The organism is Pseudomonas sp. MWU12-3088 (assembly GCF_023242405.1).
GTDB classification, from domain to species: Bacteria; Pseudomonadota; Gammaproteobacteria; order Pseudomonadales; family Pseudomonadaceae; genus Aquipseudomonas; species Aquipseudomonas kribbensis.
The window spans coordinates 179277-204433 of sequence record NZ_JALJEA010000011.1 but is presented as its reverse complement, the minus strand read 5'-3'; the positions used below and the strand labels follow the sequence as shown (position 1 = coordinate 204433).

Annotated in this window: 26 protein-coding genes and 1 tRNA gene; 9 read left to right on the top strand and 18 right to left on the bottom strand. The window is 57.9% G+C overall.

All coding sequences use genetic code 11. The features are described from left to right. Positions 1 to 30: 30 nt before the first annotated feature. From M5B98_RS23730 to M5B98_RS23710, 5 genes are all read left to right on the top strand, one after another. Positions 31 to 726: an ABC transporter permease gene (locus M5B98_RS23730; protein WP_085712749.1), complete on the top strand. Its 696-nt coding sequence runs from the start codon at positions 31 to 33 to the stop codon at positions 724 to 726. Beyond that, a complete protein-coding gene (locus tag M5B98_RS23725; protein WP_085712748.1) occupies positions 723 to 1412 on the top strand; it encodes an ABC transporter permease in 690 nt (229 codons plus the stop codon). The genes M5B98_RS23730 and M5B98_RS23725 overlap by 4 nt, the downstream gene beginning before the upstream one ends. Beyond that, complete coding sequence (locus M5B98_RS23720; protein WP_248744168.1) at positions 1393 to 2628, top strand: methyltransferase; 1236 nt, start codon at positions 1393 to 1395, stop codon at positions 2626 to 2628. The genes M5B98_RS23725 and M5B98_RS23720 overlap by 20 nt, the downstream gene beginning before the upstream one ends. Before the next feature lie 344 nt (positions 2629 to 2972). Then, positions 2973 to 3809 carry an FkbM family methyltransferase gene (locus tag M5B98_RS23715; RefSeq protein WP_248744167.1) on the top strand — a complete coding sequence of 279 codons (837 nt, stop codon included), beginning with the start codon at positions 2973 to 2975 and terminating at the stop codon, positions 3807 to 3809. 75 nt (positions 3810 to 3884) lie between these two features. Then, a tRNA-Thr gene (locus tag M5B98_RS23710) sits at positions 3885 to 3960 on the top strand. Positions 3961 to 4969: 1009 nt separating this feature from the next. Here the strand turns inward: M5B98_RS23710 and M5B98_RS23705 are convergent. The 7 genes from M5B98_RS23705 to M5B98_RS23675 all read right to left on the bottom strand — a co-directional run bounded on the left by M5B98_RS23705 (position 4970) and on the right by M5B98_RS23675 (position 9357). Then, positions 4970 to 5266 carry a hypothetical protein gene (locus M5B98_RS23705; protein WP_248744166.1) on the bottom strand — a complete coding sequence of 99 codons (297 nt, stop codon included), beginning with the start codon at positions 5264 to 5266 and terminating at the stop codon, positions 4970 to 4972. A gap of 9 nt (positions 5267 to 5275) precedes the next feature. Further along, entirely contained in the window at positions 5276 to 5527 is a 252-nt protein-coding gene (locus tag M5B98_RS23700; protein WP_248744165.1) for a hypothetical protein, read from the bottom strand. Between the two features lie 181 nt (positions 5528 to 5708). Beyond that, entirely contained in the window at positions 5709 to 6383 is a 675-nt protein-coding gene (locus M5B98_RS23695; protein WP_248744164.1) for a hypothetical protein, read from the bottom strand. Positions 6384 to 6734: 351 nt separating this feature from the next. After that, positions 6735 to 6941: a hypothetical protein gene (locus tag M5B98_RS23690; RefSeq protein WP_248744163.1), complete on the bottom strand. Its 207-nt coding sequence runs from the start codon at positions 6939 to 6941 to the stop codon at positions 6735 to 6737. 657 nt (positions 6942 to 7598) lie between these two features. After that, complete coding sequence (locus tag M5B98_RS23685) at positions 7599 to 8132, bottom strand: hypothetical protein (RefSeq protein WP_248744162.1); 534 nt, start codon at positions 8130 to 8132, stop codon at positions 7599 to 7601. A 585-nt stretch (positions 8133 to 8717) separates the two neighbouring features. Continuing rightward, entirely contained in the window at positions 8718 to 9143 is a 426-nt protein-coding gene (locus M5B98_RS23680; RefSeq protein ID WP_248744161.1) for a type II toxin-antitoxin system HicB family antitoxin, read from the bottom strand. Positions 9144 to 9174: 31 nt separating this feature from the next. After that, entirely contained in the window at positions 9175 to 9357 is a 183-nt protein-coding gene (locus tag M5B98_RS23675) for a type II toxin-antitoxin system HicA family toxin (protein ID WP_248744160.1), read from the bottom strand. Between the two features lie 455 nt (positions 9358 to 9812). On the opposite strand from M5B98_RS23675, the gene M5B98_RS23670 reads away from it, so the two are divergent. Continuing rightward, a complete protein-coding gene (locus M5B98_RS23670) occupies positions 9813 to 10079 on the top strand; it encodes a DUF3077 domain-containing protein (RefSeq protein WP_248744159.1) in 267 nt (88 codons plus the stop codon). 58 nt (positions 10080 to 10137) lie between these two features. Here M5B98_RS23670 and M5B98_RS23665 read toward each other — a convergent pair whose 3' ends face one another. Then, positions 10138 to 10848 (bottom strand): SDR family NAD(P)-dependent oxidoreductase, encoded by a 711-nt coding sequence (locus M5B98_RS23665; protein WP_248744158.1) that lies wholly within the window; start codon positions 10846 to 10848, stop codon positions 10138 to 10140. Positions 10849 to 10897: 49 nt separating this feature from the next. Beyond that, entirely contained in the window at positions 10898 to 11116 is a 219-nt protein-coding gene (locus tag M5B98_RS23660) for a tautomerase family protein (RefSeq protein WP_248744157.1), read from the bottom strand. A gap of 693 nt (positions 11117 to 11809) precedes the next feature. Here M5B98_RS23660 and M5B98_RS23655 point away from each other — a divergent pair. Continuing rightward, positions 11810 to 12736: a LysR family transcriptional regulator gene (locus M5B98_RS23655; RefSeq protein WP_248744156.1), complete on the top strand. Its 927-nt coding sequence runs from the start codon at positions 11810 to 11812 to the stop codon at positions 12734 to 12736. Here the strand turns inward: M5B98_RS23655 and M5B98_RS23650 are convergent. The 6 genes from M5B98_RS23650 to M5B98_RS23625 all read right to left on the bottom strand — a co-directional run bounded on the left by M5B98_RS23650 (position 12653) and on the right by M5B98_RS23625 (position 17350). Beyond that, a complete protein-coding gene (locus tag M5B98_RS23650; protein ID WP_007952614.1) occupies positions 12653 to 12970 on the bottom strand; it encodes an AzlD domain-containing protein in 318 nt (105 codons plus the stop codon). The two genes, M5B98_RS23655 and M5B98_RS23650, sit on opposite strands and share 84 nt — an antisense overlap. Next, entirely contained in the window at positions 12949 to 13665 is a 717-nt protein-coding gene (locus M5B98_RS23645; protein ID WP_248744155.1) for an AzlC family ABC transporter permease, read from the bottom strand. The genes M5B98_RS23650 and M5B98_RS23645 overlap by 22 nt, the downstream gene beginning before the upstream one ends. Next, the gene (locus tag M5B98_RS23640) at positions 13662 to 14039 is read right to left on the bottom strand and encodes a GNAT family N-acetyltransferase (protein ID WP_007952618.1); all 378 of its coding nucleotides are present in this window, start codon (positions 14037 to 14039) and stop codon (positions 13662 to 13664) included. The genes M5B98_RS23645 and M5B98_RS23640 overlap by 4 nt, the downstream gene beginning before the upstream one ends. Before the next feature lie 79 nt (positions 14040 to 14118). Beyond that, on the bottom strand, positions 14119 to 14865 hold the full coding sequence (locus M5B98_RS23635; RefSeq protein WP_114881035.1) for a 2OG-Fe dioxygenase family protein: 747 nt from the start codon (positions 14863 to 14865) through the stop codon (positions 14119 to 14121). Positions 14866 to 15096: 231 nt separating this feature from the next. Next, on the bottom strand, positions 15097 to 16383 hold the full coding sequence (locus tag M5B98_RS23630; protein ID WP_085733304.1) for an OprD family porin: 1287 nt from the start codon (positions 16381 to 16383) through the stop codon (positions 15097 to 15099). Positions 16384 to 16681: 298 nt separating this feature from the next. Then, the gene (locus tag M5B98_RS23625) at positions 16682 to 17350 is read right to left on the bottom strand and encodes a DsbA family protein (protein WP_248744154.1); all 669 of its coding nucleotides are present in this window, start codon (positions 17348 to 17350) and stop codon (positions 16682 to 16684) included. A gap of 255 nt (positions 17351 to 17605) precedes the next feature. On the opposite strand from M5B98_RS23625, the gene M5B98_RS23620 reads away from it, so the two are divergent. Next, the gene (locus tag M5B98_RS23620) at positions 17606 to 19693 is read left to right on the top strand and encodes a TonB-dependent receptor (RefSeq protein WP_248744153.1); all 2088 of its coding nucleotides are present in this window, start codon (positions 17606 to 17608) and stop codon (positions 19691 to 19693) included. A gap of 64 nt (positions 19694 to 19757) precedes the next feature. Here the strand turns inward: M5B98_RS23620 and M5B98_RS23615 are convergent, their stop codons facing one another. The 3 genes from M5B98_RS23615 to M5B98_RS23605 all read right to left on the bottom strand — a co-directional run bounded on the left by M5B98_RS23615 (position 19758) and on the right by M5B98_RS23605 (position 24414). Then, a complete protein-coding gene (locus tag M5B98_RS23615) occupies positions 19758 to 19970 on the bottom strand; it encodes a hypothetical protein (protein WP_248744152.1) in 213 nt (70 codons plus the stop codon). A gap of 245 nt (positions 19971 to 20215) precedes the next feature. Continuing rightward, a complete protein-coding gene (gene aguA, locus M5B98_RS23610; RefSeq protein ID WP_248744151.1) occupies positions 20216 to 21322 on the bottom strand; it encodes an agmatine deiminase in 1107 nt (368 codons plus the stop codon). Positions 21323 to 21501: 179 nt separating this feature from the next. Continuing rightward, positions 21502 to 24414, bottom strand: coding sequence for an aminotransferase (locus M5B98_RS23605; RefSeq protein ID WP_248744150.1), 2913 nt, complete (start codon positions 24412 to 24414; stop codon positions 21502 to 21504). Between the two features lie 180 nt (positions 24415 to 24594). Here M5B98_RS23605 and rfbC point away from each other — a divergent pair, with 180 nt between their 5' ends. Continuing rightward, the gene (gene rfbC / locus M5B98_RS23600) at positions 24595 to 25140 is read left to right on the top strand and encodes a dTDP-4-dehydrorhamnose 3,5-epimerase (protein WP_248744149.1); all 546 of its coding nucleotides are present in this window, start codon (positions 24595 to 24597) and stop codon (positions 25138 to 25140) included. The last annotated feature ends 17 nt before the right edge of the window (positions 25141 to 25157 follow it).

Here is a 25157-nt window from a genome sequence, read left to right as displayed (position 1 = left end):
CCTTGCCTGCCGCGATTTGAAAAGAAATCCATGATTATCGACCTCTACGGATTCGGCCCGGCGCTCGCCGCCGGCGCGCTGATGACCGTCAAACTGGCACTCACGGCCCTGTGCCTCGGGCTGGTGCTCGGTCTGCTCGGCGCCCTGGCCAAGACTTCCCCGTACAAGCCGCTGCAATGGCTTGGCGGCACTTATTCGACCCTGGTGCGCGGCGTCCCGGAATTGCTCTGGGTGCTGTTGATCTACTTCGGTACGGTCAACGCCATGCGTGCGCTCGGAGAGTTCTTCGGTAATCCCGAACTGGAACTCAGCGCCTTCGCCGCCGGTGTCATCGCGCTGGGCCTGTGCTTCGGCGCTTACGCCACGGAAGTGTTCCGCGGCGCGATCCTCGCCATTCCCAAGGGCCACCGTGAGGCTGGCGTGGCCCTGGGCCTGTCGAAATGGCGGATCTTCACCAAGCTGATCATGCCGCAGATGTGGCGCATCGCCCTGCCCGGTCTGGGTAACCTGTTCATGATCCTGATGAAGGACACCGCGCTGGTGTCGGTCATCGGCCTGGAAGAAATCATGCGTCACGCACAGATCGGCGTGACCGTGTCCAAACAGCCGTTCACCTTTTATATGGTCGCTGCCCTCATGTACCTGTGCCTGACGGTACTGGCGATGACCGGCATGCACTTCCTGGAAAAACGCGCCGCCCGCGGCTTCGCGAGGAGCGCTCAATGAACTGGGAAGTCATCATCAAGTGGCTGCCGAAACTGGCGCAGGGCGCGACCCTGACTCTGGAACTGGTGGCCATCGCAGTCATCGCCGGTCTGCTGCTGGCAATTCCGCTGGGCATCGCCCGCTCCTCGAAGCTGTGGTATGTGCGCTCGCTGCCCTACGCCTACATCTTCTTTTTCCGTGGTACACCGTTGCTGGTTCAACTGTTCCTGGTCTATTACGGCCTGGCGCAGTTCGACGCGGTGCGCAGCAGCGCGCTGTGGCCATACCTGCGCGATCCGTTCTGGTGCGCGACCGCGACCATGACCCTGCACACCGCCGCCTACATCGCCGAGATCCTGCGCGGCGCGATCCAGGCGATTCCGCCGGGTGAAATCGAAGCGGCGCGGGCGCTGGGCATGTCCCGGCCGAAAGCGCTGTTCTACATCATCTTGCCGCGCGCTGCGCGCATCGGTCTGCCGGCCTACAGCAACGAAGTGATCCTCATGCTCAAGGCCAGCGCCCTGGCCAGCACCGTGACCTTGTTGGAACTGACCGGCATGGCCCGCACGATCATTGCCCGTACTTACCTGCCGGTGGAGATCTTCTTCGCTGCCGGCTTGTTCTACCTGGTGATGGCCTACGTGCTGGTTCGCGGTTTCAAATTGCTGGAACGCTGGCTGCGCGTCGATGCGTGCCAGGGACGCTGATTCTTCTTACGTGCTGACGGGCGAGGCCCTACTCGCCCGTTTCACGGCACTGGATACATTTCTCACAGCACATCAGGCGCTGTGGAAGCCTCGCCCGTTTACTCATCTGCAACTCCCCTGGGAAGCGTCCTGCCCGGAGCTGTCCGCATGGCTACGCGGTCGCTCGCTGGAAGAAGCGGAAAACGCCCACAACAATCCTGCCGAACTCTTGAGTGCGCCGGAGCCCTTTGCTTCATTGGCGGCGTTGTCGCTTGAGCTGAGTGCGGTGGGTGACTTGCCTGCGCATTCGCTGGACGCTGCCGGCCATCGCCTGAATGTCGATGTGCCGGGGCGCAAATGGAAGCAGATCGAGGCGTTCGCCAGCCGCCTGTCGTTTGCCTCGCAACCGAAGCACTGGCTGGATTGGTGCTCGGGCAAAGGCCATTTGGGGCGGCGCCTGCTCGGTGCCGACCAGCAACTCACCTGTCTGGAATATGACCCGGCGCTGGTTGCCAGCGGTCAGGCGTTGAGTCAGCGGCATCACCTGCATGCGCTGCATGTCGAGCAGGATGTGCTCGCGGCGAACACTGCTTTATTGCTGAACGACGAGCACACACCTGTCGCCCTGCATGCTTGCGGTGATCTACATGTGCGGCTGATGCAATTGGCCTCCGCCGCTGGCTGTCGGCAACTGGCGATCGCACCGTGCTGCTACAACCGGATCAGTCGTACTGAGTATCAGGCGTTGTCCTGCGTCGGCTCGCGCTCTGCCCTACAGCTCTCACTGGAAGATCTGTCCCTGCCGATGAGCGAAACCGTCACCGCCGGCGCCCGCGTCCGACGTCAACGCGACACCTCCATGGCCCGCCGCCTGGCCTTCGACCTGTTGCAACGGCAAGTGCGCGGCATCGACGAATACCTGCCGACACCTTCCCTGCCGAGCGCATGGCTGGAAAAACCGTTCGCCGATTACTGTCGTGATCTGGCGGCGCTTAAAGAGTTATCCACAGTCGGCTCGCCAGATTGGGTAGCACTGGAAGCCGCCGGTTGGCAGCGGTTGGCCGAAGTTCGCAACCTGGAATTGCTGCGCGGACTGTTCCGACGCCCGCTGGAGCTTTGGCTGAACCTTGATCGGGCACTTTTCCTCACCGAACAGGGATACGTCGTACGTCTCGGCACCTTCTGCGAAGCGCCGCTCACACCGCGCAATTTCCTGCTGCTGGCGGAACGCGCTTAAATCTTTACAGCCTGTGGATAACTCTGTTGATGGATTTCTCGTGGATCCAATATCCACGCCTGTTTCAAGCCATTAACAGCCTTGGTCATTTTTTGTTCACACAAATAAAAAACCGGTAAAACAGGGATTTGCGCATCAAATGAGAACCCGTCCACAAAATCCACTCTAAGCCCGCCCTCTTCAAAGCCCGTTGTGCATAAGCCCCCAAGCAAAAGGACATAACCGCCGAATCGCGGACGGGAGGAGCAGAAAATTGCACCGACCAACCACCCTTGCTATACAGGCTCACACCGTGCCGGCAGCGCACGCACGAACAAGAAGAACCTGACCGACAGGGAGCGACCGTGACGTTCATCTCTTACGCACAGAATTTCGAAGACATCCGCCTGTGGCGCGCCCTTAAATTCTTCGAGAACGGCTTCTATGTAGATGTCGGCGCCAACGACCCGATCCACGATTCGGTGACCAAGGCGTTCTATGATCGCGGCTGGAGCGGCATCAACGTCGAGCCGATGCAGAACTTCCACGACGCCCTACGCCAGCAACGCCCCCGCGACACCACGCTGCAATGCATCGCCAGCGATGAACCCGGCGAAGTGACCTTCTACGGCATTCCCGGCACCGGCCTGTCCACCGCCGACCCGGTCACCGCCCAGGAGCGTCGCGACCTCGGCCTCGATGTGCGCAGCCTCACCGTCAAGGCCCGCACCCTGACCTCGATCTGCGAAGAACACGCCGCCGGACGCGAAATCCACTTCCTGAAAATCGACGTCGAAGGCCACGAGGAAACCGTGCTGCGCGGCATGGACTTCAACCGCTTCCGCCCGTGGATCATCCTCATCGAAACCCCGTTCGAACGCGACCACACCTGGGAACACCTGATCACCGACGCGGGTTACACCAACGTTTGCTTCGACGGTCTCAACAGCTATTTCCTGGCCGACGAACACCTGAACCTCAAACCCGCCTTCGACATGCCGCCGTGCCAGCTCGACAACTTCCAGCTGTGCCTCGGCCACCCCTTCGCCCACCCCGTCAGCCCCGGCGAAGCCGACGCCCTGGCGCAAATCAGCGCCGCCACGCAACGCGCCGAACACGCCGAAGCCCAACTGCGCGCCCTCCAGAACAACCGCACCTGGCGAGCGCTCCAGAAACTGCGCAACGTCCTGCGCCGAGCCTGATCGACGCCCGCGCAAAAATAGTCAGAATTCAGGGGTTTACAGAACCAACCCAGTCGCTATAATCGTCGCCCACACGCCGGTATAGCTCAGATGGTAGAGCAACTGACTTGTAATCAGTAGGTCCCGGGTTCGATTCCTGGTGCCGGCACCATACAAAACGAAGCCCCTGCAGAAATGCAGGGGCTTTGTTGTTTCTGGGGTTTGGGAAAAACTCTCACTGCAATGGGAGAGGTTTGTGCGCCGACCATCAGCACTACGCGCTCGCTCCTCTGTCGAAGCGCAACGCGGACAGTGAAAAATAGATCTGTCACCTTTTCTGTCCACTCTCTAAAAAGAGAGCGTCGACCATACGTTTTGCTCAGTTAAAAGTTTGCTTTTTACGGTATATAGTAAAACTTCATCCAGCCACTCGCTAAATAGCCAAATGCCACTCTACAAACAGAGTAAGAAGTTGGCTAGGTGGTTTTTTCCGATATCACTTTTTGCGTGTAGCGCAAAACTTTTACCACAGGTGAAACATACTTCGCACACCAAACTACCGCTCGTCGGAAAGGCTTCATGGTTTAGTGATACACAATAGTGTTGTATTGTGTTGACCATTTTTCGTCGGATTGAGCAGCCAACCTGCGCAAACCCGCCATTTGTCGGGGGGTGTGCTATCAACGATGGTGGCCCAGCCCTCCAGAAACGACAAGACCCGCACAATGGCGGGCCTCGGGGCAGATTTTTTCAGGTTGATTCCCTGAGGAATTCCTGTGGTAATCTCCAGTTTCCACTTACAGCCATACAGCATTCTTACTCGCAATTCGAAGGGTATGGCCAAGTGACCGGTCCGTCAACCGTGCGTTAATTCGTTAATTCGTTAATTCGTTAATTCGTTAATTAACTACTCCGATGAGTTTGCAGCTTAGTTTACGGTTCAGTCATTGCGTAAGTGGAAACCTGTTTGTTCCGTCATTAGCTTCGGAATAAATTCCACCAACCCTTTGGAGAACTCGCCCTTGCGATCCTTCATTCAGAAGTACCTTCCCGAAGAACTGATTCGGGCGTTTCAGGCTGCATATTGGTCGATTCGTTTGATCAGGATTATTCAGGAGGTATAAGCGCAAAACGGGGGCCATTTGGCCCCCGTTTTCGTTCAGGTCGATCGTGTTTTGGGGTTAGCCTTCTCTGCACCACCATGATTGTGCGTAAGCGCAACCATCGATGTACTCAATTCCACTCAGTACAAATCCAGTCACGGCCATCCCCGCGAGCGTTGCATCGAGCAATGGCGGCAATGGGTCGGGATCAAGCGGCATGCCCACCTTTACCCTGGCGACGTTAGCAGCTCGGCCCAGTTCCTCACAGACCGAGGATTTGACCATGACATTGCCCCTGATCGCGGGATACTGACGCCGCGCTATGGCATCGAGTGCAACGCCCCGGGACCTCATTGGAGTGACCAATACGCGCATCGCTCTCCCCTACTCGTCACTGGCGATGTCGAGCATCGCCTCGATGGCAAAAGCTAATGCGCCGTCTGCCAGTTCCAACATTTCACCAAGCTCGTCGCCATTGATGAGCTTTTGTCGGTGCAACGTGTTGGCCCAGACCAGTAGTGCTTTGTGATGTGCGCCCGGCTGGGCAAGTAGTGCGGGCTGATCCATCAGCATGGCCCGCCATTGTGAAGGGCTGTTCGGGTGGGGAGGTGCAGTATCCGAAATTTGATGGTGCATAGATGGATGCTCTCGCAAAATACTGTATGCATAAACAGTATAATCACGCGGTATCCACACCATCCATTCGTGCCGACGAAACGACCTACGGGCTATTCATCCATCCAACACCCGCAACCCTGGACACGAAAAAGCCCGCTTCTGCCGAAGCTGAGCGGGCTTTGAGTGGGGAGCAGACTATCTAGCCGGATTTGCTGAGCATGTCCGTTGATTCGTATATCCCTTGAAACGGATTTACGTGTATTCGTTTGCACGTTTCTGAGTTCTTCCGGACATAGACAACGTCCTTCTCTACCGGCCCACACGTTGTGACCTTGGATGTGTCAGCGATCACCGTGTAAGGCATGACGAAGTCAGCCGGTTTAAGCATGAGCACGCCCAGACCGAGTATCGATCCGACGAAAAGGATCTTCAGCCAAGGGAAATGCTCGACGTCATCAGGGTTGGTTTTCACAGGTTTGGAACCAAAAAGCATGCGCACATACATGGACAAGCCAATCAGGATCAATGAGAAGGGGATGGAATAAATAAATCCCCCGATCGTCGATGCATAGCGAATGTTTTCAACCTCAATTCCGGTCTGGGCATTGATGGCTTTCTCCGCGAGGATCTTGCAGCCGTACAAAACGACTGCCGTATAGAGAAGCGAGGAAGGCCAGTTTTTCACGAAAACGTTGATTTTCTTACGGTTGCTGATTGCGTAGACGGCACCACCAAGGGGGACGATCGTCAGCACGATAAACGACATTTCTTCATGGCTTATGTATTTACCCAGGTGCGGGGTCAATACATTCGCAAGGATCAATGCTGAGATCAGCAACGTCAGTTTGATCAGTGATTTACGTGATTCGGTCATGCGCCGGACGCTTCCTTAAGTAAAAATTCCGCCATGCTTTATCCGTTTACGCGCTGTGGTTTCGCGGCTATAGCCAAGCGCGGGACGATATCTGGTGGAGGCGAGGGGGATATAGGATTGGTCTGAAATGGGGTGTGGATGGCGTGACCTAAGTATCTACCATCGCACAAACGGAATGTTTGAGATTATTTGAAGCAGAGTGGAAGGCAGGCCGTAAGCATGTTGATCTGCTGAAAGCGATCCGTCAGCAGGAGCATTCAGTCGCACATATATATAGAGGGAAACCAGCAAGGCTGAGCCGAGGAGACGCCCTCAAGTATTGTTCACAACCTTGAGGGCGACGTTAACATCTCAATCGCCTTTTTCTTCACTCGCTTCTACGCCACACCACTCACAGCTTTCGCCATAATTTGAGTCGTAAGCTCCGGTAGAAATGATCTGGGAATCACCTTTCTGCTTTTTATCAGCTTCGACGCAGTCGTCACACAAGGTTACGGTTGGATACTGATCCGCCGCGCTGTCAGCGGCCATATCGCCATTCACGGTACAGGTTTTCATCGATACGACTCCTTGAGGTGGTGAATGAATATAGCTTTCGACTTTTGGTTCGCAACAAACGAAGAATCTTGCAATTCAACCGTCTTACATCACTATTTCGAGCTTCGATGGAGATTTCGGTCCTATTTTTTCAGTTTTCGTTACCAGAACGCCCAATTTGCTGATTTTTTGTCAGATTCACGTCGAAAAGCATTTCCCATAATTTTTTGCTGAAAAATTGGCTCAATTCCTCTCAAGCAAGGAATTCATTGACGAATTCGTCATTTTTCGTTAGATTTGACCCATCGAAGCGACTGACCAGATGAGATTGAGCGCTTCCCAGCGGCGAAAGCCGTAATCGCGCAAGGCGATTCGCAAGTGGTGTCTGGATCTGCTTTACCGAATCGAAAAAGGCGCCTATGGCGCCTTTTTTCGTTATCGGACGTATTTTCCTGCAAATTTTCTCGGTTGTCGGATTAATTCCTCATCCGCGGAGAATTCATTGACGAATACGTCAGCGTTCACTAAATTGATTCCATCGAAGCGACTGACCAGATGAGATTGAGCGCTTCCCAGCGGCGAAAGCCGTAATCGCGCAAGGCGATTCGTAAGTGGTGTCTGGATCTGCTTTACCGAATCGAAAAAGGCGCTTATGGCGCCTTTTTTCGTTTTTCAACGCTAACGCTTGGTTGAGGTCGGCTGACGCATGTAGACCTTACCGCACAGCAGCATGAATCCCATTTTGCCGAAAAGCTTCGGCGGCTTGTCGGTTTGGTGGTAAGCGCTTTCCACAACCAGATTCAAATCCTGCGGTTTATCCTCGGCAGCCCTACGCACTTCAAAAAATACGTGATAGGGCCCACTTGGGTCTTGAATGGTCATGGAATAGGCCCAGTTGCGCATCGCCGCTGTTTCCCGGACTTTAGCCTGGGGATTATTCAATCCTTTGATGACCGTAGGTAGGACAAGCGAAAGTCGGTACCGGATCGCACAGAAAGTACGTTGTCGCTTAGCACCATCCAGAATAATCGGCTCACCAACGGGGTGTGTGGCTGCATCATAGCCCTGGGTGAAGCAATGGCTCGAGAATGTGACGTGCACTCGCAACTCACGTTTGGCCAGTTCGCTTGGGATCGCGAACGTGAAAGGCTCAAGATGGGAAAAATCGTAAGTCTGACCACCAATAGTCAGCGCTGGAAAATAGGCAGTCACTTCGGTCTCCGTTCCGGCCAGTGCAGCAGTTTACCCTACCTTTCAACGATCAATTATCTCCGGGGCGCAGCTTTAGCTGTACACAGATCTTGTCTCCGTTACCTAGGCAAATGTTAAGCCCCCAAAAGCCAATAACCGATCGTTGCATTCAAATTGCGATCTGCTCCAACGCAGGTGCGAAAAATCAATCTTCGATAGAATCAAACCAAGAAAAGTACTTTTCCCCCTCCCGCCGACGGGCTTTATGCGGTGATTTTTTGCAAACCACTAGAGGGCGGAGTAGCGCATTCCGCTCAGCTATCCAGCTGTGACTGAAGAGAGGCACGCTGTCTCACGCTGTGAGACTTTTGGAAAAGGTGTGAAATCTCAGGCCAAAAAAGTGTCCACAAAATGTCCACACCTGCCAGAAATACTGAACGTCTATTTCCCAAATATGCCCTGAAACGTTGGGCATCACTGGCATCCCCAATGAATTCAGAGCCTTTGGTTGGACTTGTAATCAGTAGGTCCCGGGTTCGATTCCTGGTGCCGGCACCAGATGAAAAGCCCCCGACAACAATCGCTGTCGGGGGCTTTTCTCCAATCCTAAGCAGCCTCAACCGAAAGCAAAATCCGGCGTCCAAGCTGCTGCAACGCACGCTCAACATTCTCGATCTTGGAGTGATGCAGGAAATCGACTAACCGGTCTACCTGGGGTCGTTGCACTCCCAAGCGACGTGCAAGCTCAGCCTTGCTGACCCCAGACTCCAAAAGCGTATTCCAGAGCCCAACCTTCGCAGCAGTCAGTGCAGGCAGACGCAATACCGCGTCACTTTCCTGCTTTCCCGCATCACCTGTCGGAATCAACCGGCGATCATCTACGTAAATCGACAGAGCCGTCTCCATTGCATCAATGGCGCCGTCGAGTGCTTCCTCAAGAGTGTCGCCAGCGGCGTGCATCTCTGGAATTTCTGCGCAGGACAACCAGACACTGCTCGGCTCCTCGTGGACTTCCAACGCATATTCGAACATCACGTTTCCTCTCATGGGGTACAGCTGGGCCTCAATCCTTGAGGCCCAGCTGTTTGATTATCGATTTTCTCAACCCTTCGCCGATTTCCTTGGCTCCGTGGTCGGGAAAGACAGTTGATTTGCCATTCAAGGAAACCTTGAAATGACTACCCTTGCCGGTTTGGAACTCGACGCCTTGGACTTTCAACCATCGCCGAAACTCGCTGTACTTCATGTGCATCACTCGCTGTTTCGGTAGAGCGAATGTGCAACATATCTGTTACGCATGCAACATAACTGTTGCACCGCACATCTGGAACATCGCCAGCCTCCGCCACCACTTGGCCACGATTGCGCACATCCCTCCCCCACGCTACCGTCAAACCCGTCGCTGCCAATCCAGCGACCGGGCCTGAGAACCCGCGTAAGATGCAGGCGCACCAGCGCACCAACCCACGTTTGCCGGCGTTTTTTGTGCCTGCATTTCCGTGCAATGGCGGCTGTGCGTGGGAGGCTTTCGGGCCTGCCGGGTTCCTGTATCTCCGGTTTCTCAGCCTGCGCATAGCTGCCACCCTTTCGCCTGAGAACGAAGTGGTAGCGCTCATTTGATACAGGGAGTTTCACAAATGATTAGCATCGATCCGTCCAGAGTCTGCCCCTTCCACCAACCAGCCAACGGTAGGTGAAGCCATGACCCATCCCCACGATCTGAAAACCCTCGGCCTAACCCATTTTTCCTTCCAGTCCAACCACGCACTCTTCCGCACCAATCCCGGCGTCCCGGTCGTCACCGCCCTCTCCCACGCCTCGCATCTGCTCCATGTATCCAAACTGCTGACCTCGGATACCTCTGCCGCCAACGATCCGGAACTCCACGCCTGTGCCTCGCAATATTTGCAGGAGTTGAGCAAGGCGCTGGTCGATGATGCGGTCAAAGTGCTGAGTGCAGCCCCATAAACTGTTGCCCACAAAAAAGCCCTCGCATCGCTGCGAGGGCTTTGTGTTACCGCATCAATCAGTGCCCGGCGCTCTGCCCGCCATCCACATGCAGAATCTCACCTGTCACAAAGTTCGCGTTATCGAGATACACCACCGCCTGCGCAATATCGTCGATCTCGCCCATGTGCCCAACCGGATGCAGCGCGCCCATTGCCGCGTGGGTTTCTTCGCCATGCATCGGCGTCTTGATGATGCCCGGCGATACTGCATTCACCCGAATTCCGCGTTTGGCGTATTCGATGGCCAGGGATTTGGTGGCGGCGTTTAGGCCGCCCTTGGTCAGTGAGGCGAGGACCGAGGGCACGCCGTCTACCGCGTGGTCGGTCAGGCTGGTGGTGATGTTGACCACGTGGCCCTTGCCCTGTTTTTCCATTTCGGCGATAGCCAGTTGGGTGATGAAGAAGAAGCCGTTGAGGTTGACCGACAGCACCGCCGCGTAGTCTTCCGGGGTGTAGGCGGTGAACGGTTTGGCGACGAAGATGCCGGCGTTGTTGACCAGGGTGTCGATGTGGCCGAAGCGTGCCAAACCTTCGCTGATGACACGTTGAGCAGTGGCCGGATCGCCGATGTCGCCGGCGATGGTCAGGATCTGCGGGTCGTTCGACGGTTTGATCGAGCGCGAAGTAGCGACGATGTTGTAGCCCAGTTCACGGAAGGCCTTGACCATGCCTTCGCCCAGACCTTGGGAAGCACCGGTGATAACGACGGTTTTTTTCGAGTGGCTCATGATGAAATCCTCAACAGATTGATGGTGATCGACAAGACAGCGGGCGCGGTCAGGACTGATTCCGCTCCGCCAGTTGCCGGCGGTATTCGGTGGTGGTGATGCCGGCGTAGCCCCAGTCATCGGTGTCGACTTCTTCGATCACGATGTGGGTCAGGTCCGGGCGTTTGTTGAGGACGCGTTCCAGGGTTTCAGTGATTTCGGCGATCACCTGAGCTTTCTGCTCACGGGTAACACCGTCGCGGGTGATGCGTACGCTGACAAATGGCATGACGACTACTCCAGTGACCTGCCCTCGGGATGATGGTCAGGTGTTGGAGCTCAATGTAGGCGTGCGCCGGGAGGGGAAAAAGTAGGGGTGGGGTACTTCATTTGTGAGGTGGTGTAATGAATGATCTGTAGCAACTACACAAGAATTTGAGCAACCGAACGCGTCAGTTCAGCGCAACTCAATGCCTTTTTCTGCATTGCCTTGTGCCTTCCGCAGCTCATCAATCGAATCAAAATACTGGCGAAGGAGCAGTGCTTCCCTCATGGCGCGGGCGGTCTTCTGCGAGGGCCTTCGCACATGTTCGGGTTTTCGTTGAGTCGCCATCGCAATTACCTATTTCCGGCCAGAGCGACTTATTAGAGACGATCACTCTGGCAACCGATATCAGCTCATTCGCCATGATCTCTGAGACCTATCCGTAAAAACTGCGGGCAAAAGTTACCCTTCACGTCAGTCGTTTCCCTTGGAAAATCCCCCCAAACGCACCCAAACCGTGCACTTTTTTTGACCCCAATCACCCCCGCGTCACCAAAAACCCCGATCCTGTGTCAGCCTCCAGCCATCGGCGGGGACATCAATTCGCTACTAATTGCGCGACAACTATGCTCAGGTACAGGAATATAGCCGGCAAATGGAGCCGTTCAGGCCGTCACGTACACAACAATACCCAGCCCACTTCAGAGGGCATTACCCATGGATAGCAGAACCTTACGCAACCTGATGCGCATCGTGCAGACCGGCTCCTTGTCGGCCGCAGCCGAGCATTCGTGCCTGACTGTGCAGGCCCTGGCCGCGCAGTTGAACAAGGTCGAAGAACAGTTCGGTTTCCGCTTGTTTCGCCGTTCCAACAAAGGTCTGACGCTGACGCCGCAAGGCACCGAGCTGACGCCCTATATGGACAGAGTGCTGATAGCCACGCGGCAGATGGAAGAGAAAGTCGAAGCATTGAAGGTGCCGGGACAGCGCACGTTGAAAGTGGCGTTGAACACCACGCTGGACCCGGATTTCAACCGCCGATTGATCGGGCGCCTGATCGATGTGTTCCCCGACTACCAGATGGAATTCAGCTACGCCGAGTCGATGGAAAATCTCAGCAAGCTGAAAAATGAAGACTTCGACCTCGCGGTGCTGATCGGCCCGCAGCGTCCGGGTCTGCCGAGCATTGTCCTGCCGGAAGTACAGGTGCAGGTAGTCGGCGCGCACTGCGGTCAGGAGAACGATCCGCTGACGTTGCTTGGCAACAAGTTTCAGGTGCGTCCTGCAGAAGATTGCCCGTATTCCCACAGCTTCCTGCGTTTTCTCGACGCCGGGCTGGGTAATCACGAGAACAGCCAGCGGACGATTTATTCCTGCAGCGAAACGCTGACCCTGTCGCTCATCACGCAGATGGACGCTGTCGGCATGGTCTCTCGCGAGGCCGCGCAGAAGAACGGCCTGACGATTTTCCCCGGGTTCGAGGATTTCCTCGAAGTGCGCCTGGCGGTGAACAACCCGAATCTGTCCGGCCAGGCGTTGAACGACGTGGTCGATCTGCCGCTACATGAACGAGCCGAGCGCAATGTACGCAGCCGTCCCAACCGCCACACTGAGAAAGAGGTTTTTGCTGAAATACGCACATAACAGCGTCGGAATCGCTGCATAGAATTCCGGGCGGTCGAGCTGTATGTGCTGATCCTTGATCAACAAGGGTGTCAGGCTGATCGCAGCGACGATCGCCACCGGCAGGTATTCCAGCGCCCGGGCGACGAAGGGCGGCCAGTGCTCGGTGTTGACCTGCAACGGTAGCGCCCGTGGCAGAAAGGTCACGGCCATCATCAGCGCGACCACCAGAATCAGGAACGTTTGGTCAGGCATACACCCACTCCGCAGCCCACAAACGTGGCGATGAAAACGTTGAACGGCGAGCTGCCGACCAGGCTCAGAGCACCCATGCAGATCACGGCGGCCAGGGCGGCGATGAGTTTGTTGCGGGTGTTGCACAGCGAGACCAGCACGTAGAGCATCATCGCGGTCAGCGCATAGTCGAGCTGATATTTGATCAGGTGCGAGGCGTACTGCGCGCACAGGGCGCCGAGCAATCCGCCGATCACCCAAGAGGTGTGGCAGAACAGGTTGAAGCCGATCAGATAACGGATGTTCACCGGCGCCCCGGTACCCAGCTTGACGCTGTGGAAGGCAAACGATTCATCGGTCAGGCCGCCGGCGTAGCACCAGCGCTCCATGCGGCTCAGGCCCAGCGCCCGCAGGGCCTTCGCCATGTAGACCGACATCAGCATGTGCCGCGCGTTGATCAGAAACGTGGTCAGCACGATGGTGGTCAGTGACGCACCGCTGCTGATCAGCGCCAGCGCCGCGAACTGCGAAGCCCCGGCATACACGAACAGACACATTGCCACCGGCAACCACAGCGGCAGCCCGGCGTTGACCGCCATCAGCCCGAACACGAACGACACGGTGAAATAACCGGCCACCACCGGGCTGGCTTCGGCAAACGTGCGCGACGGCTGACGGTCGACCATCAGCGGCGCACTGCCGGATGTTTCATTCATAGATCCCTCTCAAATGTCCGTTCGCCGTGAGGTTCGCAGAAACCCTGGGCAGTCCAGAAACGCTTGCCCGCGAGGTTAGCATCATCGACGAACAGGAACATCCGCAGCACACCGACCCGTTTCATGTCGGCCGACGCCGCTTCCACCAGTCGCTGGCCGACGCCCTGGCTGCGATAGCGCAGGCTGACCGCCAGATGGTTGATGGTGCCACGACTGCCGAGCATGCCGCCCAGCACCGCCCCGACGATCTCGCCTTCGACGTCGAAGGCCAGATACGCCGTGGTGGTTTTCTGGATCAGCACGCCGCGCAGGCATTTGGCGTCCTGCCATTCACAGAACGACACTTCGTCGAACTGGCGGAAGAAACGCTCCATGCGCTGCGCGTCCTTGGCCGTCGCGCGCCGCAGCACCACCGGCGTCGAGCATTCGACGCCGTCGATTTGGGTGATCTGATTAGCGAACAATGTCGAAAGCGGTCCCGGGCCGCGAGAAGGAAATCGCCAGAATCTGCCGGTACGCCATGGCATGGGAGTGGGTGTTGCGCGCCGGTGTCACGTAGTGGCGCATGTCGCGGTCGAGGAAGTAAGTGGTGTCGAGGATTTCCTGGTAGGTGGTCGACGCCAGTTGCTGCTCGTGAATGTCGTACAGGCGGCTTTCGGCGCCCTCGACATTGTTGCGACCCCAGAAGTGCACACCGCTGAACGGATAACCGTCGCAGTGAATGCCTTCCGGCGTGATTTCCAGTTGTTTGCCGGGTTTGATCTCGATGCGGATCTGATGGATCTGGCATTGCCAGATTTCATCGTGCAGCTCTTCCGGCAACACGCTTTTGTACACTTCGAAATCGGTGTCGATCAGACTGCGCATCACGGGCGATTCGATGACTTCATCCGAGAAGTCCTGGAAGTGCCGCACAACGCCCCCCACATAGGCGTTGTTCTCCTTGGACTGCACATAGGCGCGATGTTCCAGCTGCTTCAGTTCGCGCGTCTTGGGGTTGTATTCGAAGTCGCTGTAACGACGGTAACGCATGCCGGCTTCGGCCTGACCGTAGTAACTGTCAGGCTCCATGTTTTCCCAACTTTTGGTCAGTCTGACGAAGTCGGCGAAATGACCGTAGAGATTGAAGTCAGCACCCTGCACATTGGCGTACTTGTCGCGCCGTAGCGATTCGCCCACTTCTCTGGTTAAAACGATCATTACCAAATTCTCCGCTGCATTGAGCGGCCTAATCTATTAGGTGGAGAATTTGCGTCCATGAGAAAGAATTTCAGGCATTTAAAGCCCTGTTTGAAACGCGATTTGAAACGGCCTGAAAGTGCATTTCAAATGACAAAAACACGGGTTTTCATGTTTTTTTCAGAAAAACCGTCAAAAAAAACCCCGAACCAGTCGGGGTTTTTTATCGCTTTTCGCGGGTTCAACCGATCATCAGAAGATGTTGATCGGGTAATCCACGAACACACGCAGCTCGTTGCCGCTGACGTTGTATTCGCTGGATTTCTGCGAAACACGCAGGATCGAGCTACGTACTTTCACGCTCAGGTCTTTGGCCGGGCCGCTTTGCACGACGTACTTGAACTGGTTGAAGATTTCGCGCTCGGTGCCGCCTTCGCTGGTGGACGTGGTGATGTTGTCGCCACGTACGTACGCGAAGTTGTAGCTCAGACCCGGTACGCCGAATGCGCCGAAGTCCAGGCCGTAGCCCAGCTGCCAGCTGCGCTCGTCTTCAGCGTTGAAGTCCGACCAGTAGGAGTTGGCCAGGTAGATGGTGTTGCCACCGTCACCCACGCGACCCTGACCTTTCTGGTAGCCGCCGTAGGCGTAACCCAGGTTGCTGTCGCCGGTGGAACGCTGGTGCGCCACGGTAAACGAGTGCGGGCCGGTAGCGAAGGTCGCTGCAAGGCTCCAGATCTTGTTGTCGTCGCCGGTCACACCGTTTTCGCGGACATAGGAGTTGTCCAGCTTGGTGCGGTAACCGTTGAAGTCCAGGGTCAGGGACTGATCCTTGTCGATCGGGAACACATAGTTGGCGTTCACGTATTGCTTCTTCAGCACGTCTTCGACGTCGGAAGCGTACAGCGCAGCCTTGAACTGTTCGGTGAACTGGTAGCTACCGCCCAACACGTTGATCGACTTCAGACCACCGCTGTCACGGCCTTCAGCGCTCTTGCGCGATTCGGCGGTGAAACGACCGGCATCCAGTTGCAGACCTTTGATCTCTTTGGAAGTGATCAAGGTACCGGTGTAGCTTTCCGGCAGCAGACGCGAGTTGTCGTAGTTCAGCACCGGCAGGGCCGGCATCTGGTCACCGTAAGTCAGGGTGGTGTTGGACAGGCGGAATTTCACCGCTGCGCCGCCCTTGGACAGATCGTTTGCCGGTTTTCCGCTGTCGCCCTTCTTGAAGAAGTCGATGCCGCCGGCACCGCTGCGATCTTCGCTGCGCTCCAGGTTCAGGGCGTACAGGCCGAAGGCGTCAACGCCGACACCGACAGTACCCTGGGTGAAACCGGACGAGAACGTACCGATGGCCGCCTGGCCCCACTCGGATTTGTCCTTGTTGCCGTCTTTGTAGTCACGATTGATGTAGGCATTGCGCAGCAGCACTTTGAGGCTGCTGTCTTCAACAAAACCCTTGGACTCGGCCTGGTCGTTAGCCATGGCCTGAGTGGCGCTCAACATCCCCAATGCGATCAGACTGATCCGCTTGTTCAACATTTTGTTTTCCTTATTACGGGTTGAAACGCGCTGTGTCGAACGGCTGAAACGGCGCTTGATGCACTCTTTTATTCACCCCGAAACAAAAAGGCCCGCTCAAGACAATGTCATGGCGGGCCTGCTCCTGATTTTGAGTCATGGCGGTTAGCCACAGGCGTTGGGCCGAATCGTAGCCGCGCCCTGAACAGTGTGTCAATTTCAAGAATCGTCTTTAAATAGGCAAAAATCGTCTAATAAAAGTAAATTTTTCGAAAGCTTCGTGCGGGGAAATGCCTGTAGTCAGGGATTTGATGCCCGGTCACGCACAACCGTCGAGGCCACAGACCGGCAAGGCTTGCGCGACGGGTGCCGATGGAATCGACTCGCTCAACCATTGTGCAAACGCCTGAGGTTTGCCGAGCCACGGGCCGATATCGATCAGGGTGAACTGGCCGTCCTGTTCCAGCGCAAAGGTCGGGAAGCCTTGGCCACCAAGTTTCGCCAACAGTGCGCGGCTGTTCTTTATGTGTTGATCGGTGTCAGTCGCTTTCAGGGTTTTGAGGAACGTGTCCGCCTCGTAGCCCATCTCTACCGCGCACTCCACGAGGACGGACTCATCGGCAATTCGCCGGCCTTCTACATAGTGTGCGGTTTGCAAACGACCCAGCAGTTCCAGTCCACGCCCATCGATGCTTTCTGCTGCCATGACTGCGGCAATCGGCGGAGCGGAATCAAATACCGCCGTGTGATCACGCAACAGGCCTTCGAAATAGGCTTCGCCGAACGGCTGCCCGGTGTACTCGGCAATGCGCCGGTCGTGAGGCATTACATAATTGCGCAGTTGCGGTGAAACGCTCTGGCGGTTGGCACCCGTCATCATGCCGCCCGCGTGGGCGATTACCGGCAGCACTTGCTGTGCGGCCTGGACCAGCGGTTTGGCGCCGTAGCACCAGCCGCACAGAGGGTCGTAAATGTAGTGAAGGGTCATGTGAAAACTCCGGGAAATCGATGGCAGCCACGTTAATCCCTCGGCGGTTGCGGAAAAACGCCGGAATGGCTTTCAGTCTGTTTCGGCAATCGGTCGAATGCGCTTGTTGTGAGTCCCGTGACAGTCTTGAAACAGACCAGAAACAAATTGACACAATCAAACCACGGAACTTTTCCGGAATAATTAACGGAAGCAAATGCAAAGCATTACCATTCGCGCGCTCGAATTCTTCCACCCTTTCGGATGCGCTTTTCAATGCCTGCCCCGTTCCGTCTCACGCCCGTCACGCTTGGGCTTTCCGCCTTTTTGTCCTCCGGTTTCGCTTACTCCGCGACTGAGCTTCCCGCTACTTCGATCAGTGCCGAAACGCAGGTCGACGACCCGCGCGTAAAAGTCAGCAACACCGCGACCCGCACATCCACCCCGGTGCGCTACGTGCCGCAGGCGATCGACTCGATCAAAACCGCCAACGTCGCGGACTACGGCATCAATGACATCGAAGACGCCCTGAGCGGGATTCCCAACGTCAGCGGTGGAGGCGACACGCGCTTCGACAGCCTGCGCATCCGGGGTTTCGATGCCAGCAACGACTTCTATCTGGACGGCATTCGCGACGACAGCCAGTACAAGCGCGATCTGCACAACATCGAACGCGTCGAAGTGCTCAAGGGGCCGGCCGCCGTGCTGTACGGCCGTGGCAGCCAGGGCGGGATCGTCAATCGCGTCAGCAAGGCACCCGAGGCCGGCCGCCGCTCGACCATCGAGGCCCAGGGCGGCAGCGAAGACCTGCGCAGCCTGTACGCCGACCTCAGCGCCGACCCGAGCGAGAACATCAGCCTGCGCCTGAACATGGGCAACATGGACGAGAACAGCTTCCGCGACGGCGTCAGCGGCAACCGCAAACTGTTCGCGCCGTCGATGAGCTGGCAGCTAACCCCTGACCTGAACTGGCTGGTGCAATACGAATACAGCCGCTACAACCGCACGCCGGATCGCGGTATTCCCGGGGTCAACGGGCGTCCGGCCGACGTTGGCCGGGACACGACCTACGGCAACGATCACGACTTCATCGATGACAAGACGCAATCCCTGCGCTCGCGACTCAGCTATGAACTCAACGACAACTGGCAACTGCGCCACACCCTCGGTGTGTTCAAGCTCGACAGCGATTTCGACAACACCTACCTCACCGGCTTCGACGCGAAAACCAATAAGGTCACCCGCCAGCACTGGCAACAGGACCTGACCACCCGCAACGTCTACAACAACGTCGAACTGGAAGGTGGATTCGACACCTTCGGTCTCGAGCATCGCCTGCTGACCGGGGTCGAAACCGGCAGCCAGCGCCGCGATCCGACGCTGTACAACGCCGCCACCGGCCGGGGCACTCAGCCGGTACCGTCGCTGGACCTGTACAACCCCAACCGCGACCTGCGCCACACCGGGCGCATGCAGGTGTCGAGCAGCAGCCACACCGAAGTCGAAAGCCGCGCGATCTACGTTCAGGATCAACTGCGCCTGAACGATCAATGGCAACTGCTGGCCGGCCTGCGCTACGACACCTTCGACATCGAGTCGACCAACAAGCTGCGCAACATCTCCGAAGACCGCGACAGCCACAGCACCAGCCCGCGTTTCGGCGTGGTCTGGACGCCGTTGCAGAATCATTCGTTCTACGCGTCGTGGACCAAGACCTTCTCGCCGGTCGGCGGCGGTCTGATCGGGATCACCCCGGGTGCGGCCGGCAACAGCAACGACCTGAGCCCGGAGCTGACCAAGCAGAAGGAAATCGGGGTCAAGAGCGACTGGCTCGACGATCGCCTGAGCACCACCCTCGCCGTCTATGAACTGGAGCTCTACAACCGCCGCACCACCGATCCGAACGACCCGACCCTGACTGCACTCAGCGGCCTTCAGCGCTCGCGCGGGATCGAACTGACCGGCACCGGCAAGATCGTCGGCAACTGGTATGTGCGCGGTGGCGTCGGTGTGCAGGACGCGACCATCGAGAAGGACAACAACGGCCTGGAAGGCAAACGTGTCAACAACGTCGCCAAGCACAACGGCAGCCTGTTCCTGACCTGGAAACCGGAGATGGGCTGGTACGGTGAAACCGGCCTGACCCTGGTCGGCCAGCGTTACGCCGACAACGCCAACACCACCGTGTTGCCGGGCTACGGGCGCTGGGACGCGCTGGTCGGCTACCGGCACAAGGACTGGGACCTGCGTGCAGCGTTGAACAACATCACCGACCGCGAGTATTACGCTTCGGCCACCAGCGCCTTCCAGATCCAGCCGGGCGCGCCGCGCAGCCTGGTCATGACCGGCACCTACAGCTTCTGATTCGCGCCCATAAAAAAAGCGCTGCCATCCCGGCAGCGCTTTTTACAATCCTTGTTTGTTCTTCTTATCCTTCCATCACATCCCAAAGTGCATCCAGTTCGGCCTCGCTGAACAGGCCAGCGGGGTAACGCTCGATCATCATCCGGCGCGAATCAGGTTCCCTGATCTGACGCGTTCCATTGGACTTCAACCAGTGCGCGACAATCTGGAGCGACTCACTATTTACCGCCATGGGATGCAACGTCCGCTCGCTGATTACGTTCACTTCGGCGTTCATTTCAGCGCTCTCTCCCCGTTCGTGAGCGGCTAAGTTATCCAAGGTTTATGACAGAACTGTTGAAGTTCTCCCCCCTCCCTAGTGCGTCATGAGCGATACAAGAGCTATGCCAACGTAATGAAATTGTCGACCGGCGGACATAAAGAAACCCGCAGTCCTGACGGGCTGCGGGTTTCTCTTCAAGCGTGGGCAGCAAATGACTGCCCGGTCGATTTTCCAATCAACTCAAGCTGTTACATCCGCACTCACTCTTTGTGCGGCGCGGGTTGCTGTTGGGTAAGGCAGTGAATATTGCCGCCCCCCAGTAACAGTTCACGACCCGGCACCATCACCACTTCGTGCTGCGGGAACAGCTTCTGCAGGATCTCCCGGGCTGGCGCGTCCATCGGATCGTCGAAGCTTGGCGCGATGATGCCGCCGTTGACGATCAGGAAGTTCACGTAGGAACCGGCCAGACGCACGCTCGGGTTGCGCTCCTGAGTGCCGTCCACCGGATCCACGCCCGCGCACTCTTCTTCGGTGGCAAACAGCGGCCCCGGGATCGGCATCTTGTGCACCGTGAACGGGCGAGCCTTGGCGTCGGTGCTGCTTTCCAGCACTTTCATCGCGGCCTGGCAGCGCGGGTAGTTCGGATCCTGCGGATCGTCGGTCCACGCCAGCAGCACTTCACCCGGACGCACGTAGCAGCAGAAGTTATCCACATGGCCGTCGGTTTCGTCGTTGAACAGGCCGTCCGGCAGCCAGATGATCTTGTCCACCGACAGGTTGTCGCGCAGCACCGCTTCAATTTCTTCGCGATTCAGGTGCGGGTTGCGATTGCGGTTGAGCAGGCATTCTTCGGTGGTGATCAGCGTGCCTTCGCCGTCGACGTGAATCGAGCCGCCTTCCAGCACGAAGCCTTCGGTGCGGTAGCGCGGGCTGCGCTCGATCTCGAGGATCTTGCCGCCGACCTGGGAATCGCGGTTCCACGGCGAATACAGACCGCCGTCAAAGCCACCCCAGGCGTTGAAGTCCCAGTTCACACCGCGCACTTCGCCGCTGTTGTTGATCACGAAGGTCGGGCCGCTGTCGCGGACCCAGGCGTCATCGCTGGACATCTCGACCACGCGGATATTCGGCACATCGAGGCGCGCGCGAGCGTTTTCGTACTGGCCGGCGGATACCGCCACGGTCACCGGTTCGAAACGCGCGATGGCCTTGGCCACGGCGGCGTGTGCGGCCTGCGCCGGCTTGCCGCCCAGACGCCAGTTGTCCGGACGCTCGGGCCAGATCATCCAGGTCTGGGTTTGCGGCGCCCATTCGGCCGGCATGTAGAAGCCATCGGCGCGTGGGGTACTTTTCAAGGTGGTCATGTCGATCAGGACTCCAGGGAACGGTCGAGGTTGTTCAACGCGCCGAACAGGTTTGGACGACGGACGATGGCGACTTTATAAACGATAAATATCGACTTTAAAAGCTAAAAACAAATACCGTTTTTTGTTTTTGCCGATTAATACCGATAGAAATCGGTATTAATCGGACTGCCACAGGCTCAGAGGCCTTCTTCCAGCACCTTCGACAGCATGTCGACAAAGAAATCCACACTCTGCCGTGAAGTGACCATCGGCGGTTTGATCTTGAGGATGTTCAGGTCATCGCCGGTCGGCTGCATGAAAATCCCCAGCTCCCGCAGGCGATCGCAAAGCAACGTGGTTTCTTCGGTCGCCGGCTCCAGGGTCTGCCGATTGCGGATCAGTTCGACCCCCAGATAGAACCCCGAGCCATGTACCGCGCCGACCAGCGGATGTTTATCGATCAACGCCTCCAGCCGCTGCTTGAAGTGCCCGCCGACGACCTGAGCGTTTTCCCAGAGCTTTTCTTCTTCCATGACATCGAGCACCGCCATGCCGATCTGGCAGCTCACCGGGCTGCCGCCGGCGGACGAGAAGAAGTAACCCTCAGCCTCAAGCGCTTCGGCGATTTCCCGACGAGTGATCACCGCGCCCAGCGGCTGGCCGTTGCCCATCCCTTTGGCCATGGTGATGATGTCCGGCACCACGCCCTGCTCTTCGAAGCCCCAGAAGAAGTGGCCCATGCGCCCGTATCCGACTTGCACCTCGTCGGCGATGCACACCCCGCCCCGAGCGCGCACCAGTTCATAAACCTTTTTCAGGTAGCCCGGCGGCAGCGAAATCCCGCCCGCATTGCCGTAGACCGGCTCGCAGATGAACCCGGCCAGTTGCCGTTTCTGTTCGTCGATCTTGGCCAGGTTGTGTTCAACGCTGCGCACATAGTCCGGCGCCGAATCGAGGCCACGGAATTCGCCGCGATAGATGTTCGGCGCAGTCACCGGGTGCACCCAGTCCGGACGGCTGCTCAGGGCTTGCGGGTTATCGGCAATCGACGTCGAAACCGCGTCCGCGCCGACCGTCCAGCCGTGATAGGCCTCCAGCACACTGAGCATGTCGCGACCGCCGCTGTAGGCCCAGGCCAGACGGATCGCCAGATCGTTGGCCTCGCTGCCGCTGTTGACCAGGAACACCCGGTCCATGCCTTCCGGCGCCAGTTTCAGCAAACGTTCGGAAAACTCGGCGACCGCCGCGTAGTTGAAGCGCGAATTGGTGTTGAGCAACGACCACTGCCGGCTCGCGACCGCCGCCATGCGCGGATGACCATGCCCGAGCACCGCGACGTTGTTGAGCATGTCGAGGTAGGAGCGGCCCTGCATGTCGATCAGGTGATTGCGCCAGCCGCGTTCGATACGCGGCGGGTCGACGTAATAGTGTTTTTGAGTACGGGCGAAACTGGCGTCGCGGCGGGCCAGCAGGGTTTTCGCGTCCAGCTCCGGCTCGGCGTCGCAGGCCAGGCCCAGCAGTGCTGCCGGCGATGGTGACAGCGCCTGCCACGCCGGCGCGCGGGTCGGCGTACAAAACAGCGGCGCCTCCAGATTCGCATCGCGGATCAGTTGCACAATCAGCGGCCCGTCCACCGAACCCAGCACCTGGCCTTTGAGCAGCGCCGCGCCGCCCTGCAACGACGGCGTTACGCCCCACAGACGCAGGCTCAGTTGCGGGCCGTCAAGTCGCAGCGCGCCGTCGGCCGACTGGCGCAGCACACCCGCAAACGGCGCTTCCACCGCCGTACCCTGAGGTACGCGCAACTCGACGTGCAGCGGAAATGTTTCTGGCTCCTCGGCGCTGTCAGGCCGGGTGCAGGACAAACGGTATTGCCCGTATCGACTGGCAGCCAGACCATGAATCGCGGCGGCTTCATTCAACAGGCGCTGATCGATGCCTGGCTGTTCCCAGTTACCCGCCTCGAAATGCGCGCTCAACACACCCAGATCAATCAGCGCGAACTCGCGCCCGACCAGACCCGGCAACAACGGCGCGAAGCCTTCGCTGTCGATGGCCGGCAATGCCTGCCCGACCGCCGAGATAATCGCCGCTTCCATCAGCGCCAGCGGCACCGACGTGGCGACCCGGAAGATTTCCCACTCATGGGTGAGGTTGTCGCGACTGTAGCTATTGTCCGGATCGATGCTGACCTGTTGCTCGCCACTGAGCACCAGCACCGCCGCCCGCGCCACGATCAGCGGCCACAGTGCCAGCAGCTCCTCGTGTTGCAGCGGATTGACCGCGTGATAGGCCTGCACCGCCGGCAGGATCACGAACGGATCGCCCCCGGCGTGATGCAGCAACGCGGCACAGGTGACCGACAGATCAGTGATGCGCCAGGTCCGGACCAGATCGCCGAAATCGATGACGCCCTGCAACTGCCAGTGCCGCCGGGCATCACGCTGCCAGACCACGTTGTCGTCGGTGATGTCCATGTGGATCGCCTGCACCGGCAGCTTTTCCAGCAACGGTTGCAGTCGGCGACGGGCCTGTTCGGCGGCCTCGGCGATCAATGCGCGCTGGTGCTGATCCTTGATCACCGGCAACAGATGCTCGATCAACGCACTGGCGTGGCGCGCGTCCCACTGCAAGGTGCGCTCGAGTCCCGGATGGTCGAACCCGGCCAGGGCCAGGTCCATCTCGCCGCAGAGCTGGCCGAATCCGGCAACGACTTCGTGGCCAAGATGATCGAGCGCGGTCAGCGGCTGACCTTCGATGTAATCGAGCAACCGCACGTGCACCGCTTCACCGCCGATCTCCAGCGACAACAGATCCTGGCCGTCGTTGGCCGGGATGACCCGGGGAACGTGGACATCGCAATGCTCGGCCAGATACTTCAGGCCGGCGTGCTGGGCCTGCAACTCCACCAGTGAATAGTCGCCCCGGCAGATCTTCAGCACGAACCGCCCACGCTCACTGTCCACGCGATAGTTGAGGTCCTGCTGACTGCCCAGCGCCTGTAACGCGCCGCTCAACCCGTAATGCTGCGACAGTACCCGCAAGGCCTGCTCAGCAGTGACCTGTGGGCCTGGAAGACTGGCGCGGTGAATCAACGTGGCGAACGACATGGAACGACCCCTGAAATTTTATTAGGCGCCTATATCGCCACTGCTTCGGGTGATAAGCAACCCCCCGACCATCCGTCCCCCGTGCGCTGTGCGACGGGCGTATTTGCAAGTCTGCACTCGCACCCATCGGCACTTTGCGCAAGAATGTCGGCCATCCACACCAGCCACTGGAAAATTTTCATGAATGTAATCACCACCGACCTGCCTGGTGTTCTGATCATCGAACCCAAGGTATTTGGTGACGAACGCGGTTTCTTTTACGAAAGCTTCAACGCCAAGACTTTTCAGGAGGCAACTGGACTGACCCCGCAATTTGTCCAGGACAACCACTCACGCTCGCAAAAGGGCGTCCTGCGTGGTTTGCATTACCAGCTGGAAAACACCCAGGGCAAGCTGGTCCGCGTCACGGCCGGTGAAGTGCTCGACGTGGCCGTCGATATCCGCCGCAGCTCGCCGCACTTCGGCAAATGGGTTGCCGTACGTCTGTCCGCCGACAATCACCGTCAGTTGTGGGTACCGGAAGGCTTCGCCCACGGTTTCGTGGTACTGAGCGAATTCGCTGAATTCCTCTACAAGACCACTGACTACTACACCCCGTCGGCCGAGCGCAGCATTCGCTGGGACGACCCGGATCTGGGCATCGACTGGCAGCTGGACGAAGCACCGAAACTGTCCGCCAAGGATCAGGCAGCGGCCTTGCTCAAGGATGCCGACGTCTTTTCCTGAAGTGCCCCAAGCCTAGG